The organism is Streptomyces sp. NPDC043854, assembly GCF_056436005.1.
In genome coordinates, this window is sequence record NZ_JBWKDK010000026.1 from 22601 (window position 1) to 38426 (window position 15826).

The following is a 15826-nucleotide window of genomic DNA, read 5'->3' on the forward strand; positions in this document are numbered from 1 at the left end:
CCCACCATGTCGACACCGCTCCGCTTGCCGCACCGCCCGCCGCTCCGGCCGCCGGTCCGGTCCCGGCCGGAATCCGCGCGCCGCTCCCCGCGCCGACCGAGCCTGGCAGGCTCGGCGCTCGCCGCCCTGCTGACGACGGTGGCCGTCTGCACCGGGGACGCGGCCGCCCGCGTCTTCCCGTACGGGCACCGCCACCGCAGCGTCAACGACCTCGGCAACCAGTTCGTCCCCTTCCACGCCCACCTGTGGGACCTGCTGCACGGGCGGGCCCGCGGCGGGCTGCTGCTCAACTGGCAGTCCGGCTACGGCACGAGCTTCCTGCCCGACTTCGGCACCTATCTGGCCAGCCCGTTCGCGCCGCTCGTCGCCCTGTTCCCGCGGCAGGACATCGACCTCGCGGTGTACGTCGTCACCGTCTCGAAGACGGCAGCCGCGGCGGCGGCCATGGCCTGGCTGCTGCGCACGCAGGCCCGCGGCCCGTGGTGGGCGGCGGGGCTGCTGGGGGCCTCGTACGCGCTGTGCGGCTGGTCGGTGGTCGAGGCCGCGTACAACCCGATGTGGCTGGACGGGCTGATCGCGTTCCCGCTGCTGTGCCTGACCGGCGAATGGGCGCTGCGCGGGCGCCGGTTCACGGCCGCGGTGCTCGTGGCGGCGGTGTGCTGGACGGCGAACTTCTACACCGCCTACATGGCCACACTGGGCGCCGCGCTGGTGCTGCTGGTACGGGTGGTGCTCACGCGCCCGGGGGTACGGGAGCGGCTGTCGGCGGTGGGCCGGGCGGCGGCCGCCACCCTGCTGGGCATCGCCGTGTCCGCCCCGGTGCTGGTGCCGCTGTTCCTGAGCTCGCGACAGGCCTACCCCGGCTGGAGCCGGCAGTTCCGGCCGGTGCCGTGGGCGGACGTGTTCGCCCGCCTCCTGCCCGGCACCTACTCCTTCTCCTCCCCCGCGCTCTTCGTCGGCACGGGCACGCTGCTGCTGGTGGCGGCCCTGCCGTTCCACCGGGGGGTGCCGCTGCGCTCCCGGCTGTGGTGGACGGGGCTGGCGGCGGCGGTGCTGCTCTCCTTCCAGTGGATGCCGACCCACCTGGCCTGGCACGTGTTCGCCACCCCGAACGGCAGCCCGTACCGGCAGACCTTCGTGCTCGCCGGGATCGCCGTCATCGCGGCCTGGGCCGCCCTCGCGGACGGGCTGCCGGGGCCGCGGGCGCTCGCGGCCGGGGCCGGGGTGCTGGGCGCGGCGGCCCTCGCCGCGAGCGGCAGCCCGCTCGCCACGGGCTGGGGGCTCGCGCTGTTCTGCGGCGGGCTGGTCCTGGCCGCGGCGGCCTGGTGGCTGCTGCGGCCCGCACCCGACGCACCGCTCCCGCCCGGCCGGCCGTCCTCTCCCGTGCGGCCGTCCTCTCCCGCGCGGCCGTCCCGGCCCGCGCGGCGGCGGCTCGCGGGGCCGGCGGTGGCCGTCCTGGCCGCCGTCCTGGCCGGACAGGCCGCGGCGACCACGGCGTTCGGCCACCGCGGCAAGCTGGGCGGCCTCGACGACTACCCCTCCTGGGGCCGCGCGCACACCGCCCGGGCCGCCGCCCTGGCGGGGGCCGAGGGCTGGCCCGCGTACCGCACCGACCCGAGCCGGCCCGCCCTGTCCGGAAACGACCCGCTGCTGCTGGGCGGGGAGGGCGGCGCCTACTACAGCAGCCACACCCCGGACGTGTTCACCCGCACCATGGCGGCCCTCGGCGCCGGATGGACCTCGCGCGGACGCAATGTGCAGAGCATCGACAACCCGGTGACCGACGCCCTCTTCGCGGTCGGCGCCCGGCTCCGGCCGGACGGCACGGTCGCCCGCACCGAGGCGCTGCCGCTGGTCACGCTCCGCCCGCCCGGGCCCGCCCCCGCCTACGGGGAGTCGCCCTTCGCCAACCAGGAACTCCTGCTGGGCGCCCGGGTGTACGAGGACCCGGTTGCGCCGGGGGTGTGCCGCGCGGGCACCGAGGCCTTCCTGTGGGCCCCCGAGTACAACGCGACGGCCCGCCTCGCCGACGGGCCCGCCTTCCGCCTGAACGGCAGCGCGCCGCGCAACCGGGCGGCCCTCCAGCCCCTCGGCCCCTCGCACGGCGCGTCCTCCGCGCTGGTCTTCGACGCCCCGGCCCCGCCCCGCTGGACGCTGTCCTGCCTGGACCGCGGCCGGCTGGACGCGGCGGTGGCCGGGCTGCAGGCGCGGGCCGCCGAGTCGGTGCGGGTCGGCCCGGCAGGCGTCCGCGCCACCCTGCCCGCCGGTTCCGAGGGCACGGCGGTGCTGGCCGCGCCCGCCATCGCCGGCTGGACCTGCAACGGCCGCCCGGCGGAAGCCCGCCTGGGCCTGGTCGCCGTGCCCGTGGCCGCCGGCGCCACGGCCGTGGACTGCACGTTCCGGCCGCCGGGGCTGCTACCGGGCACGGCGGCGGCCGCGGCCGCCCTGCTGGTGGTGGCCGGCCTGGCGGTGTGGCGGCGGCGTCAGCGGACCCGGCTCAGCCACTGAAGGGTGCGGCGGACCTCGGTGGAGAACGGGTGCCCCGGTCCGTGCACCCGCTCCGCGTCGAACAGCAGCCGGGCCAGGTTGTCGTGGGCGGCCGCCCGGTCGCCCAGCGACAGCAGCAGGTGGGCGATCCGGCGGCGGACCTCCAGCGGCAGCTGCGGGTCCGGGTTCGCGTAGTGGTTCTCGAACAGCGGCAGCAGCGAGCGGTACTCCGCCAGCGCCGCGGCCGGCTCCCCGAGCTGCTCCAGGCACTGGGCCGCGTCGTAGCGGAACCGCAGGGCCTGCGCGTCGCCGGCCGGGAACTCCTCCGCGAGGCGGCGCAGTTCGGGCAGGGCCCGGCGGTACTGGCCGTCGTCCATGAGCGTGGCCGCGTACTGCTTGCGCAGGCTGCGCACCACCGGCGAGTGCTCGCCGTGCTCCGCGGCGGCCGCGGGCAGGATCCCGCCGAGGATGTCCACGGCCTGGGTGAGGCGGCCCTGGTCGAGGAGGCTGCGGGCCTCGTCGACGGCGGCCGGGATGTCCGGCCGGGACGGCGGCGCGGTCGGCTGCGGCGGGATCGCGGCGGCCCGGTCCGGCCAGGGGGCGTGCGGGCGCAGGAACGGGCGGGTGGGGTCGAGGGTCGCGGCCGGGGTGCCCTGCTTGGGCAGCAGCGGCGCGAGGGCCTCGTACACCTGCTGTGCGGAGGCGGGCCGGTCCTGCGGGTCCTTGGCCAGCAGGTGCAGCAGGACCGCCTCCAGCTGGTGCGGGATCTCCGGGCGGACGCGGCGCACCGGGACCGGCGGCTCGTACAGGTGGCGGTGCAGCACGCCGAGCGCGGTGGACCCGGCGAAGGGGACGTTCCCGCTGAGGAGTTCGTACAGCAGGACGCCCAGGGCGTACAGGTCGGTGTACGGGCCCACGGCGCCGCCCATGGCCTGCTCGGGCGCCATGTACGCCGGGCTGCCGATCGGCGTGCCGGTGCTGGTGAGGCGGGTGGTGTCGGTGTCCATCACCGAGGCGACACCGAGGTCGAGGACCAGGACGGTGCCGTCCGGGCGGACCATCACGTTCCGCGGCTTGAGGTCGCGGTGCACGATCGGCACCGCGTGCACGGCGGACAGCACCCCGCACAGCTGCGCGACCACCGCCACGGCCCACGGCCACGGGTAGGGGTCGCGGGCGGCGAGGTGGTCGGCCAGGTTGGCGCCCTCGACGTACCCCATGACGAGGAACAGCTCGTCGCCGTCGCTGCCCGCGTCGTGGACGGTGACCAGGCCGGGGTGGTCCACCTGCGCGGTGACCCGGCACTCGCGCACGAAGCGGCGGCGCAGCTCGTCGGCGACCGAGCCGGGCCCGGCCACCTTGTCCGGGCGCAGCAGCTTGACCGCGACGCGGCGGTCCAGGCGCTGGTCGTACGCCGTCCACACCTGGCCCATGCCGCCCTGGCCCAGGAGGGAGGCCAGCCGGTAGCGCTCGCCGATGATCCGGTTGTCGTCCGTCACCGGGCCGGGTCCTCATCCTCGGGGCGGGGCGGCGTCGGCGGCGGGGTCTGCTTGCGCAGCAGCTCGCTCAGCTCGTCGAGTTCGGCCCGGACCTGGCCGATGCGCGGCGGGGTGACGGGGCCGGGGCCCGGGGCCGGCGGCTGCGGCTGGGGCTGCGGCACCGGCTGGGCCTGGAGGCGGGGCTGCATCGGCTGGGTCTGCGCCTGGGGGTAGCCGTACGCGGGCCCGGGCTGCGACGGCTGGGTCTGCTGCGGCGGCACGTACGGGGCGGGCTGCCCCGGGTACCAGGCGGCGGCCCGGGCCGCCGCCCTGTTCTCGTAGTGCCGGATGTCCGCCACCAGGAAGTACACGGACGTCACCAGACCGGTGCAGATCACGCCCAGCGCACCGGTGTTGCCCTGCCAGCCGCTGGTGTCGGGCGTCGGGTCGGCGCCGATCAGCGCGATCCAGCCGACGGTGAGCAGGAAGTTGACGACGAACAGGACCCAGTCGGCGGTCCGGCGGGTGAGGATCGCCAGCCGCAGCATCGTGGCCCATCCGAGGAAGCCGCAGCTCAGGACGGGCATCAGGGCGAACAGCACGCGCAGTGCCACCACGCCCCCGTTGCTGGGCTGGGGGCCTTGCTGCGGCGGGAGGCCGGGGCCGTGCATCGCTGCTCCTGACGGACCGTGTCGACAAGTTCAGGTCTGAGGGTATACAGCGTTTCCGGCCGCCAGTGAGGGGATGCGCGCAACCGTTGCAGGGTCGCCGCACGGCACACCGTCCCGCCGCGCCGCGGCACACCGTCCCGCCGCACCGGCCGGCACACCCCGGGCGCCCCGGCCCGCGCCCGCCGTTCCGCGCGCTCCCGCCGCGGCGGCCCGGGCGGGGGCCGCCGCCGCGGGGCGTCAGGAGCCCAGGATCGTGGTGAGGAACTCGCCCGTCCAGGCCAGCAGCTCCCGGCCGACCAGCGGCTTGCCGCCCACCCGCGCGGTCTTCGGCCGCGGGACCAGCACCTGGGAGGTGGCCGGCTTGAGCACCGTCCCCGGGTACAGGCGCTTAAGGCGCAGCTCCTGCGACTCGCGCAGCTCGACCGGCCCGAAGCGGATGTTCGGCCCCTGGAGGGTGATGTCGCCGACCCCGCAGGCCCGCGCCAGCATCCGCAGCCCGGCCACCAGCAGCAGGTTCTCCACCGGCTCCGGCAGCTTGCCGTAGCGGTCGGTGAGCTCCTCCCGTACGGCCTTGATGTCCTCCTCGGAGTTGGCCGAGGCGATGGACCGGTACGCCTGGAGGCGCAGCCGCTCGCCGGGCGCGTAGTCGTGCGGGACGTGCGCGTCGACCGGCAGCTCGATCTTCACCTCCAGCGGCGGCTCCTCCTCCGCCCCGCCTTCCACGGCGGCCCGGTAGTCGGCCACGGCCTCGCCGACCATGCGGATGTACAGGTCGAAGCCGACGCCCGCGATGTGGCCGGACTGCTCGCCGCCGAGCAGGTTGCCCGCGCCGCGGATCTCCAGGTCCTTCATCGCCACGTACATGCCCGCGCCCATCTCGGTGTGCTGGGCGATCGTCGCGAGCCGCTCGTGCGCGGTCTCGGTCAGCGGCCGCTCCGGCGGGTACAGGAAGTACGCGTACCCGCGCTCGCGGCCGCGGCCGACACGGCCGCGCAGCTGGTGCAGCTGGGAGAGGCCGAAGGTGTCGCCGCGCTCGACGATCAGGGTGTTGGCGTTGGAGATGTCGATGCCGGACTCGACGATCGTCGTCGAGACGAGCACGTCGAACTTCTTCTCCCAGAAGTCCACCACCACCTGCTCCAGGGCCTGTTCGGACATCTGGCCGTGCGCCGTCGCGATCCGCGCCTCGGGCACGACCTCGCGCAGCCGCGCCGCCGCCCGGTCGATGGACTCGACCCGGTTGTGGATGTAGAAGCACTGGCCCTCGCGCAGCAGCTCGCGCCGGATCGCCGCGCCGATCTGCTTCTCCTCGTACGGGCCGACGAAGGTGAGCACCGGGTGCCGCTCCTCCGGCGGGGTGGTGATCGTCGACATCTCGCGGATGCCGGTCACCGCCATCTCCAGGGTGCGCGGGATCGGGGTCGCGGACATGGTCAGCACGTCGACGTTGGCGCGCAGCTTCTTCAGCTGCTCCTTGTGCTCGACGCCGAACCGCTGCTCCTCGTCGACGATGACCAGGCCCAGGTCCTTGAACTTCGTCTCCTGCGAGAACAGGCGGTGGGTGCCGATGACCACGTCCACCGCGCCGTCCTTCAGGCCCTCCAGGGTGGCCTTGGCCTCGGTGTCGCTCTGGAACCGGGACAGCGCCTTCACGTTGACCGGGAACTGGCTGTAGCGCTCGGAGAAGGTCCCGAAGTGCTGCTGCACGAGCAGGGTGGTGGGGACGAGGACGGCGACCTGCTTGCCGTCCTGGACCGCCTTGAAGGCCGCCCGCACCGCGATCTCGGTCTTGCCGTAGCCGACGTCGCCGCAGATCAGGCGGTCCATGGGAACGGACTTCTCCATGTCCTCCTTCACCTCGGCGATGGTGGTGAGCTGGTCGGGCGTCTCCGCGTACGGGAAGGCGTCCTCCAGCTCGCGCTGCCAGGGGGTGTCCGGGCCGAAGGTGTGGCCGGGGGCCGCCATCCGCGCGCTGTACAGCTTGATCAGGTCGGCGGCGATCTCCTTGACGGCCTTCTTGGCGCGGGCCTTGGTCTTGGTCCAGTCGGCGCCGCCGAGCCGGTGCAGGGTCGGGGCCTCGCCGCCGACGTACTTGGTGACCTGCTCCAGCTGGTCGGTGGGGATGTAGAGGCGGTCGCCGGGCTGGCCGCGCTTGGCGGGGGCGTACTCGACGAGGAGGTACTCGCGGGTGGCGCCCTGCACGGTGCGCTGCACCATTTCGAGGTAGCGGCCGACGCCGTGCTGCTCGTGGACGATGTAGTCGCCGACCTCCAGGGTGAGGGGGTCGATGGACTTGCGGCGCCGGGTCGGCATCCGGCCCAGGTCCTTGGTGGCGGTGCGCTGGCCGGTCAGGTCGGTCTCGGTGAGGACCGCGAGGCGCAGCGCGGGGTCGACGAAGCCGTTGGTGAGGGAGCCGCAGGCGACGTGCACCAGGCTGGGCTCCAGCGCGGCGAGGTCGGCCTCCAGCCGGGCCGCGATGCCCTCGCCGCCGAGCACCTCGACGGTGCGGGCGGCCGGGCCGTGGCCCTCGGTGAGGTAGACGGTGCGCCAGCCGTCGGCGATCCAGCCCTTGGTGTCGGCCAGGGCCCGGGCGGTGTCCCCGCGGTAGGCCTCGGGGGCGTGCATGCCGAGCTTCAAGGTGTCGGCGGAGAGCTCCTCGTCGGCGGCGAAGGGGGAGACCGACCACCACATCATGCCGAGCTCGCGGGCCCGTTCGCGGACGTCGGCGATGCCGCGCAGGGAGGCGGCGCCGACGTCGATGGGGGCCGCGCCGCCGCCGGCGGTGGCGGCCCAGGAGGCCATGAGGAACTCCTGGCTGGTGGCCACCAGGTCGGCGGCCCGGGTGCGCACCCGCTCCGGGTCGCACACCACGGCCATGGACCCGGCCGGCAGGACGTCGACGAGCAGCTCCATGTCGTCGACGAGGACGGGGGCGAGGGACTCCATGCCCTCCACCGCGATCCCCTCGGCGATCCTGTTCAGGAGTTCGCCCAGCTCGGGGTGGTCCTCGGCGAGGGCCGCGGCGCGCTCGCGCACCTCCCCGGTCAGCAGCAGCTCGCGGCAGGGCGGGGCCCACAGGCCGTGCTCGGCGACTTCCAGGGACCGCTGGTCGGCGACCTTGAAGTAGCGGATCTCCTCGACCTCGTCGCCCCAGAACTCGATGCGGAGCGGGTGCTCCTCGGTGGGCGGGAACACGTCGAGGATGCCGCCGCGCACGGCGAACTCGCCGCGCTTCTCCACCAGCTCGACGCGGGCGTACGCGGCCGCGGCGAGGGCCTCGGTGACCTCGCCGAGGTCGGCGCTCCCGCCCTGCCGCAGGCTGACCGGCACCAGGTCGGCGAGCCCCTTGACCTGCGGCTGGAGCACGGAGCGGATCGGCGCGACCACGACGGAGACGGGACCCGTCGCCGGGTCGTCCTTGCTCGGGTGGACGAGCCGGCGCAGGACGGCCAGGCGCCGGCCCACGGTGTCGCTGCGCGGGGAGAGCCGCTCGTGCGGCAGCGTCTCCCAGGAGGGGAACTCCGCCACCTCCTCGGGCGGCAGGAACGACCTCAGCGCGGCGGCCAGGTCCTCGGCCTCCCGCCCGGTGGCGGTGACCGCGAGCACCGTCCGGCCGGTACGGGCGGCCAGCGCGGCGATCGCGAAGGGCCGGGCGGCGGGCGGGCCGACGAGGTCCACGTGCATCCGGTTGCCGTCCCCGGCCGCGGTGACCGCCTCGGCGAGGGCGGGGTCCCGGGTGACGGCGTCGAGCAGTCCGTGCAGGCTCATGAAGGAGGCTTTCCGTCCGGTGAGGGGGCAACGCGAAGGGCCCGACACGCACGCGGGCCGGGGGTTCCACCCTACGCCCGCCGCCCCGCCCGGACCTCCCGCAACGGGCAACGGACGGCCGCGGCCGGCGGCCCGAGAGGGACCGGCGGCCGGAGAGGGACCGGGAGCGGTGCGCGGGGCGGGGCGGGGCGGGAGCAGTGCAGGGGACCGGAGCAGTCCGGGGCGGGGACGACGGCGCAGGCCCCGGCCACCCTTTCGGGTTGCCGGGGCCTGCACACCCCCGTGACGACCGCCCTACTCGCCGGCGATCGCGTCCAGTACGTTCATCCGCCCCGCCCGGAAGGCCGGCACCAGGGCGGCGAACAGGCCCACGAAGGCCGATCCGGCGAAGACGCCGATGATCGTCGGCCACGGGACCTCCAGTACCCGCAGCCCCTCCAGGGCGAGCAGCTTCTGGGCCGCGACCCCCCAGCCCAGGCCCAGGCCCAGGCCGAGCAGCGCCCCGAAGAGGGCGATGACCACGGACTCCAGACGGATCATGCGGCGCAGCTGGCGGCGGGAGAGGCCGATGGCGCGCATCAGGCCGATCTCGCGGGTCCGCTCGACCACCGAGAGGGCCAGGGTGTTCACGACACCGAGGACCGCGACGATGATCGCGAGGGCCAGCAGCCCGTACACCATGTTCAGCAGCGTGCCGACCTGGTCCTTGAGGACCTGCTTGTAGTCGGTCTGGTTGAGCACCTTGTACTGCGGGTACGCGGCCAGGCTGTCCCCCAGCGCCGTGTACGCGGCGGCCTCCTGTCCGTCGACCGCCTTGGCGAGCAGCATGAACGGGCGGGGCATCTGCTCGGCCGGCACGTACTGCTCGGCCGTGGCCGTGGCGACGTACATCGCGCCCTTGTCGAGGTTGCCGTCGTCGTCGGTGACGGCGGCGACCTTCAGCTTCGCGGTGGAGCCCCCGGTGAAGGCGACCGTCAGCTCGTCGCCGACCTTGACACCGTGCTTGTCCGCGTACAGGGAGCCGACCGACATCACGCCCGGCCCGTACGCGTCCGCGTGCCGGCCGGCCTTCATCTTGCGGCGGACGTCGCCCGCGTAGGACGGGTCGGTGACGCTGATGCTCTTCTCGGCGGTGGAGCCGTCCGGGGCGGTCACCTCGGCGCCGACGACCCGGTAGGCGGTGACGTGGTCCAGGCCCGTACTGCCGCGCATCGCCTTCTCCGCCTGCGGGACCAGGGGCTGGCCGTTCTCCGACTGGACGATGTAGTCGGCGCCGACCGACTTGTCGAGCTCCTCGGTGGCGGAGGCCACCATCGACGAGCCGACCACGGACAGGCAGGCGACCAGCGCCAGCCCGATCATCAGCGCGGCGGCGGTGGCGCCCGTCCGGCGCGGGTTGCGCAGCGCGTTGCGCTCGGCGAGCCGGCCGACGGACCCGAAGGGCTTCAGCACCGCCCCCGACAGCACCCGCACCACGCCGCCCGCCAGCAGCGGCCCGATCACGATGAAGCCGATGAGGGTGAGGACGACGCCGGCGGCCAGCCAGAGCGAGCCGGCGGCGGCCTTGTCGGCGCCCGCCGCGAGCAGCAGTCCGCCGACGCCGAGGCCGGTGAGGACCAGGCCGAGCACGGCGCGGACGGCGCCGGCCTTGCGGTCGCCGGGGGTGCCCGCCTCGCGCAGGGCGGCCATCGGGGAGACCTTCCCGGCGCGGCGGGCCGGGATGTAGGCGGAGACGACGGTGACGACGACACCGAGGACGAGGCCGATGACCGGGGTGGTCCACAGGACGGTCAGGTCGTCGGTGGACAGCTTCATGCCCATGCCGCCCATGAGCTTCATCAGGCCGACGGCCAGGCCCACGCCCGCGCCGACACCGAGGACGGAGCCGAGGACGCCCAGCAGCAGGGCCTCGAACAGGACCGACCGGTTGACCTGATCGCGGCCGGCGCCGATGGCCCGCATCAGGCCGATCTCGCGGGTGCGCTGGGCGACCAGCATCGAGAAGGTGTTGAAGATGAGGAAGATGCCGACGAGGAACGCGACGGCCGCGAAGCCCAGCATCACGTACTTCATGATGTCGAGGAAGGCGCCCACGTCCTTGCGGCCGGCGTCGGCGGCCTCCTTGGCGGTCTGCAGCTTGTAGGTGTCCGCGCCGAGGGCGGCGGACAGGTTCGCCTTCAGCCGGTCGTCGCTGACGCCGTCCTCGGCGGTCACGTAGATGTTGGTGAACCGGCCGGTGCTGCCGAGGAGTTCGCGCTGCGCGGTGGCGGTGTCGAAGTAGACGACGGTGGCGCCGGGGTTGGTCGCCTTGAAGGTGGCGATGCCGCTGATCCTCGCCCGGAAGTCGCCGGTGACGGAGATGACGCGCAGCTCGTCGCCGATCTTCAGCTTGTGCTTCTTGGCGGTGTCGGCGTCGGCCATCACCTCGGTCGGGCCGCGCGGCGGGTGGCCGGAGGTCACCTCCATCGCCTTCAGCTCGTTGTCGTTCCAGCTCGCGGCGATCGTCGGGGCGCCGGAGGTGGGGCCGATGTTCTTGTTCTCGGCGTTGACCACGGTGACGGCCACGGACACGACGGCGCCCTGGGCGGACCGGACGCCCTCGACGCGGGCGACCTTCTCGACGGTGTCCGCGGGGACGGCCTGCGGGCGGCCGCTGGCCGGGATCCCCTCGCCGTCCCCGGCCCCGCCGGTCTTCTCGGGCTCGCGGGGGCCGATGGTGACGTCGGCGGAGGTGCTGGAGAACAGCTTGTCGAAGGTGGTGTTCATGGTGTCGGTGAACACCAGCGTGCCGCACACGAAGGCCACGGAGAGCAGCACGGCGACCGCCGACAGCGCCATCCGCCCCTTGTGCGCGAGGAAATTGCGCAGCGAGGTCTTCAGGACGGTCACGACGTCCGCCCCCGGGCGTCGAAGTCCTTCATCCGGTCCAGGACCTGGTCCGCGGTGGGCGTGTGCATCTCGTCCACGATCCGGCCGTCGGCGAGGAAGATGACGCGGTCCGCGTACGAGGCGGCCACCGGGTCGTGCGTGACCATGACGATCGTCTGGCCGAGCTCATCCACCGAGCGGCGCAGGAAGCCGAGGACCTCGGCGCCCGCCCGGGAGTCCAGGTTCCCGGTCGGCTCGTCGCCGAAGATGATCTGCGGGCGGGCCGCGAGGGCGCGGGCCACCGCCACGCGCTGCTGCTGGCCGCCGGACAGCTGCGTCGGACGGTGCCCCAGGCGGCCCGCGAGCCCGACCGTCTCCACCACGCGCGTCAGCCACTCCCGGTCGGGCTTGCGCCCGGCTATGTCCATGGGCAGCGTGATGTTCTCCAGGGCGTTCAGCGTCGGCAGCAGGTTGAACGCCTGGAAGATGAACCCGATCCGGTCCCGGCGCAGCTGGGTGAGCTTCTTGTCCTTCAGGCCGGTGATCTCGGTGTCGTCCAGGAAAATCTGCCCGCTCGTCACCGTGTCGAGGCCGGCGAGGCAGTGCATCAGCGTGGACTTGCCGGAGCCCGAGGGGCCCATGATCGCGGTGAACTGCCCTCGCGCGATGTCCACGTCCACGGCGTCGAGGGCCACCACGCGCGTCTCGCCGGAGCCGTAGGCCTTGACGACCTGACGCGCCCGGGCGGCGACGGCTGCGTGCCCTCCGCTTCCCGCGTGCCTGATCTCGGTGATGGCCGCTGTCACGGTGCTTCCCCTCGTTCGTGTGCGTGTGCGTGTAGGTGTGCGGCTGCGCGGTGCAGGCCGCCGGATCGAAGTGTGTGCCGCGGGGGACGGCCGGCGCCCTGGTGCCACTCGCCGTATCCGCCGGGGGTTAGCCCCACCCCCGCCCGTGTGAACCAGTCAAGGACACCGCGGGAGAGGCCTCGTCCTCCGCCGGGACGAACGTCCCCTGGCTCCTTGTGAGGAGCACCCCCTAGGGGAACTCCACCCTTCGTCGGACCCGGGGTGCGGGATGCCGTCCGGCCGCGGCCCGGTGAGGAGGTGTTTCCGGCAGGTGCGTGCACAGGGAAAGCTCCTGCGGAGCAGGGCAGGGAAACCCGGCCGGCCGGCCGGACCGGATCCCGGGCCGTGCTTGTCATGCCCCCTACCGGCGGAGTACACCTCTGAGGTCGGAGATCCGCGTCATCACTCGGGGGGAAGAGATGGCTTCCGCACTGCTCGCACTGGCCTTACTGGCCGCCGTCGCCGGACCGGTCGGCTGGCGGCTCCGCCGCCGCCCCGCCTTCGTCACCGGCCGCGACGGCCGCCTGTCCACCTCGACCGCCCTCGCGCTCGCCTGGACGGTCATCCTCGTCTGGCTGCTCCTGACGATCCTCGTCCACGGGCTCACCGCAGGCGGCGGCACCCGCTACTTCACCGGCGAACCCGGCCCGCTGTCCTCCCTGACCACCGTCTACCTGCCGCTGCTCGGCGGCCCGTACGTGGCCCTCATCGCCGCCAAGGCGGTCGTCGGGATCCGGCTGGAGAACGGCACCCTCGCCAAACCGGCGGCCCGGCCGACGGAATCGGGGCGGCGGCCGCTGCGGGAGCTGATCGCCAACGACAGCGGCCGCACCGACCTCGTCGACCTCCAGTACGTGGCGCTCAACGTGGTCACGATGCTGTACGTCGTGCTGTTCTTCCTCTCGGACGTGGGCAGCGGACTGCCGGACCTGCCCGGGCAGATCTGGGCGCTCACCGGGGCGCCGGCCGGCGCGTACCTGGTGAACAAGATGGCCACGCGGCCGAACCCGGTGATCACCGGGGTGGCGGTCGCGGACGGGGCCGCGGTCGTCCGGGGCGGGGGCTTCACCGCCGACGCGCGGGTGGAGGTGAACGGGGAGACCCTGCCGACACGGTACGAGGCGGGCCCGGAAACCCTGACGGCACCGCTGCCGACGGGTGCACCGAACGCTTTTACGGTGGTTGTGGTGGCCCGGGGCCTGCGCAGCGACCCGTACGGCTACGCCCCGACGGCGGCCTGACACAGGGCTGCGGGGGCCGCCCCGCGGCGCCGGGCCGCCTCAGACGCCGCCGGGCCGCAAGCCCCCGAAACGGCACCCGGCCGCCGGTCAGCTCTCGGCGGCGGCCCGCCCCGTCAGCGCCGCGAGGCTCGCCCGCACATGGTCCATGTGCGCCCGCATCTCCTCCTCCGCCTCCGCATGCTCCCGCAGCACCCGCTCGGTCTCCCGCCCGATCCGCTCCTCCTGGACCCGGGCCTGCGCGATCAGATCGGCGGCCTGCGCCTCCGCGTCCTCCTGCCCGTGCCGCGCGGCCTCCTCGGCCTCGGCGTACCCGCGGCGCGCCTCCGCGAGCCGCGCATCGGCCCGGCGTTCCAGCTCGGCGAGCCGTTCCGCCATGTCGGCCTCGCGCCGGGCCATCTCCCGCTGGGCGGCCTCCCACCGGTCCGCCTGCTCCTGTTCCCGCTCCGCGAGCAGTTCCTCCGCCCGCCGCCGCGTTTCGACGAGCGCCCCCTGCGCCTGGGCCCGCCAGGCCGCGCCGTCCTCGCGGGCCTCCCCCAGGATTTCCTCCGCTTCCCGCTCGGCGGCCTGCACCCCCTGCCGCGCCCGGACCTCGGTCTGCTCGCGGATGGCCTCGGCGTCCTGCCGGGCCAGCTCCGCCGCCCGCTCGGCGTACGCCTCCGCTGCGCCCACCGCGTCCGCCGCGTCGGCCTGCGCCTCGCTGCACAGCGCCTCCGCTTCCTCCACGACCAGCGCGAAGATCCGGCGGGCCCGCTCGGTCAGCTCCTCGTACTGGTGCGGGACGAGCGAGGCGACGGCTTCCCGGAGCCGCTCGGCCTCCGCCTCCATCTGCTTGGCGAGGACGGTCAGCCGCGCCACCCGCTCCCAGGCCTCGTCACGGCCCGCGAAGAGTCGGGTGACGTACCGGTCGACCTGGTCCGTCCGGTAGCCGCGACCTCGTGCGATCGCGAAGCCCTGTCCGTGAGGGGACATGTGTGCAGCCATCCTGGGAGCGCCTCTCTCGCGGGGATTCCTGTCAAGGATGCGTCATTTGCGGCCAGAAGCCGGAATGGCCGGGCCGGGACCCCCTTCCTGGGTCCCGGCCCGGCCACTGAACCGGTCATCCGATCAGAGCAGTCCGTCCCACATCTGCTCCAGCAGCACGGACCACCAGCTCTCCGGCGAGGTCAGGGCCGCGGGGTCGAGCCCGGCCAGGTTCGCCTGGAAATCAACGGTCCAGCGGCCTGCCTGTTCGGGCGTCAGATGCTGGCGCAGACGCCACATGTGACCCAGCATCGCCAGCGACCGCGCGAACTGCGGCAGGCTCGAGTTCACGAACTGCGGCGGCACCGGGGCCCCGCCGGGACCGCCCTCGACCGGGACCGCCACGATGTGCGCCGTCCCGTACTGCACGCACAGCGCCTTGCCGAAGTCACTGCCGATGACCAGGTACGAACCCGCATCCGACGCCGGCTGCACCTGCCGCTGCGCGGCGAGCTCGGCCAGCGTCGGCACCGGCTGGCCCGGCACCGCCTGCGCCCAGAAGAACGGCCCGAAGTCCACCGGCAGACCCGCCCACACCAGGGTCTGCGCCACGATCTCCGGCACGCCCTGGCGGGACACCGCCCGCTGGTCGAAGCGGAACACGCCCTGCGGGCCGAACGCCCCGGCCAGTTCCGCACCGATCGCGTCCAGCGGGATCGCGGGCTGCAGCGGCACCTGCGGCAGCGGCGCCCGCACCGGCGCGGGGCGCGCCGGCCCGTCGGCCACCTGGTGCAGCTCGCCCTGGTGGGTCAGCAGGTGCCGCATGCCGGCCTGGCGTCCCGCATGGTCCTTGCCGTACGGGGCCACGCTCGTGATCCGGACCTGCGGCCAGGTCTCCCGGATCATCCGGGCGCAGTAGCCGCCGGGCAGCTCGCACGACTCCAGCTCCGTGTGCAGTTCGAGCACCTGCTGCGGTGGCACGTTCATGGCGCGCAGTTCGTGCAGGATCTGCCACTCCGGGTGCGGGGTGCCGGGCGCCGAGCGGCGGATGATCTGCTGCTCGGAGCCGTCGGGGGCGCGGTAGCGGAGCACGGCCTGGTAGCCGGGGCCGACGGTCGGCACGCCGGAGGGTGCGGCGGCGGCCGGTCCGGGGCCGGGAGGCGCGGGCGGTCCGCCGACCACGGCCGGGCCGGCCAGCATCGTCGCGGCGTGGTCGATGCCGTGCGGGGGCGTACCGGGCGCACCCGGGGCTCCGGGCGGGCCGGGAGGCGCGGGCGGCTGTCCGGCGCCGGGGGCTCCGGGCGGGCCGGGAGGCGCGGGCGGCTGTCCGGCGCCGGGGGCTCCGGGCGGGCCGGGGGGAGCCGGGGGTCCGCCGACCACGGCGGGACCGGCCAGCATCGTCGCGGCATGGTCCAGCCCGCGGCCGAGCGAACCCGGGGCACCCGGCGGACCGGGAGGAGCGGGCGGCTGGCCCGCACCGGAACCGTTCGACCCACCCGGAACACCCG

9 protein-coding genes are annotated in these 15826 nt (G+C 74.5%); 2 read left to right on the forward strand and 7 right to left on the reverse strand.

Annotation, left to right across the window (positions count from 1 at the left end):
* Nucleotides 1-6 precede the first annotated feature (6 nt).
* Nucleotides 7-2508 (forward strand): YfhO family protein, encoded by a 2502-nt coding sequence (locus AC068A_RS23085; protein ID WP_478587684.1) that lies wholly within the window; start codon nucleotides 7-9, stop codon nucleotides 2506-2508.
* Here AC068A_RS23085 and AC068A_RS23090 read toward each other — a convergent pair.
* The 5 genes from AC068A_RS23090 to AC068A_RS23110 all read right to left on the reverse strand — a co-directional run bounded on the left by AC068A_RS23090 (nucleotide 2484) and on the right by AC068A_RS23110 (nucleotide 12078).
* Complete coding sequence (locus AC068A_RS23090) at nucleotides 2484-3986, reverse strand: protein kinase domain-containing protein (protein ID WP_478587686.1); 1503 nt, start codon at nucleotides 3984-3986, stop codon at nucleotides 2484-2486. The genes AC068A_RS23085 and AC068A_RS23090 overlap by 25 nt on opposite strands.
* On the reverse strand, nucleotides 3983-4636 hold the full coding sequence (locus tag AC068A_RS23095) for a hypothetical protein (RefSeq protein ID WP_478587688.1): 654 nt from the start codon (nucleotides 4634-4636) through the stop codon (nucleotides 3983-3985). The genes AC068A_RS23090 and AC068A_RS23095 overlap by 4 nt, the downstream gene beginning before the upstream one ends.
* Before the next feature lie 237 nt (nucleotides 4637-4873).
* On the reverse strand, nucleotides 4874-8404 hold the full coding sequence (gene mfd / locus AC068A_RS23100; RefSeq protein WP_478587690.1) for a transcription-repair coupling factor: 3531 nt from the start codon (nucleotides 8402-8404) through the stop codon (nucleotides 4874-4876).
* A gap of 294 nt (nucleotides 8405-8698) precedes the next feature.
* On the reverse strand, nucleotides 8699-11293 hold the full coding sequence (locus AC068A_RS23105; protein WP_478587692.1) for an ABC transporter permease: 2595 nt from the start codon (nucleotides 11291-11293) through the stop codon (nucleotides 8699-8701).
* A complete protein-coding gene (locus AC068A_RS23110; RefSeq protein ID WP_478587694.1) occupies nucleotides 11290-12078 on the reverse strand; it encodes an ABC transporter ATP-binding protein in 789 nt (262 codons plus the stop codon). Before AC068A_RS23110 ends, AC068A_RS23105 begins: the two co-directional genes overlap by 4 nt.
* Nucleotides 12079-12536: 458 nt before the next feature.
* On the opposite strand from AC068A_RS23110, the gene AC068A_RS23115 reads away from it, so the two are divergent.
* Nucleotides 12537-13358, forward strand: coding sequence for a hypothetical protein (locus AC068A_RS23115; protein WP_478587696.1), 822 nt, complete (start codon nucleotides 12537-12539; stop codon nucleotides 13356-13358).
* Between the two features lie 87 nt (nucleotides 13359-13445).
* Here AC068A_RS23115 and AC068A_RS23120 read toward each other — a convergent pair whose 3' ends face one another.
* Together AC068A_RS23120 and AC068A_RS23125 are read right to left on the reverse strand one after the other, a co-directional pair.
* Nucleotides 13446-14327 carry a cellulose-binding protein gene (locus AC068A_RS23120; protein WP_478587698.1) on the reverse strand — a complete coding sequence of 294 codons (882 nt, stop codon included), beginning with the start codon at nucleotides 14325-14327 and terminating at the stop codon, nucleotides 13446-13448.
* A gap of 135 nt (nucleotides 14328-14462) precedes the next feature.
* On the reverse strand, nucleotides 14463-15826 hold a 1364-nt coding region (locus tag AC068A_RS23125; RefSeq protein WP_478587699.1), incomplete at its 5' end, for an SUKH-4 family immunity protein.

Coding starts and splice junctions, on each gene's coding strand:
- AC068A_RS23085 (WP_478587684.1), top strand. CDS start 7: ATGTCGACACCGCTCCGCTTGCCGCACCGCCCGCCGCTCCGGCCGCCG.
- AC068A_RS23120 (WP_478587698.1), bottom strand. CDS start 14,327: ATGTCCCCTCACGGACAGGGCTTCGCGATCGCACGAGGTCGCGGCTAC.
- mfd (WP_478587690.1), bottom strand. CDS start 8,404: ATGAGCCTGCACGGACTGCTCGACGCCGTCACCCGGGACCCCGCCCTC.
- AC068A_RS23095 (WP_478587688.1), bottom strand. CDS start 4,636: ATGCACGGCCCCGGCCTCCCGCCGCAGCAAGGCCCCCAGCCCAGCAAC.
- AC068A_RS23115 (WP_478587696.1), top strand. CDS start 12,537: ATGGCTTCCGCACTGCTCGCACTGGCCTTACTGGCCGCCGTCGCCGGA.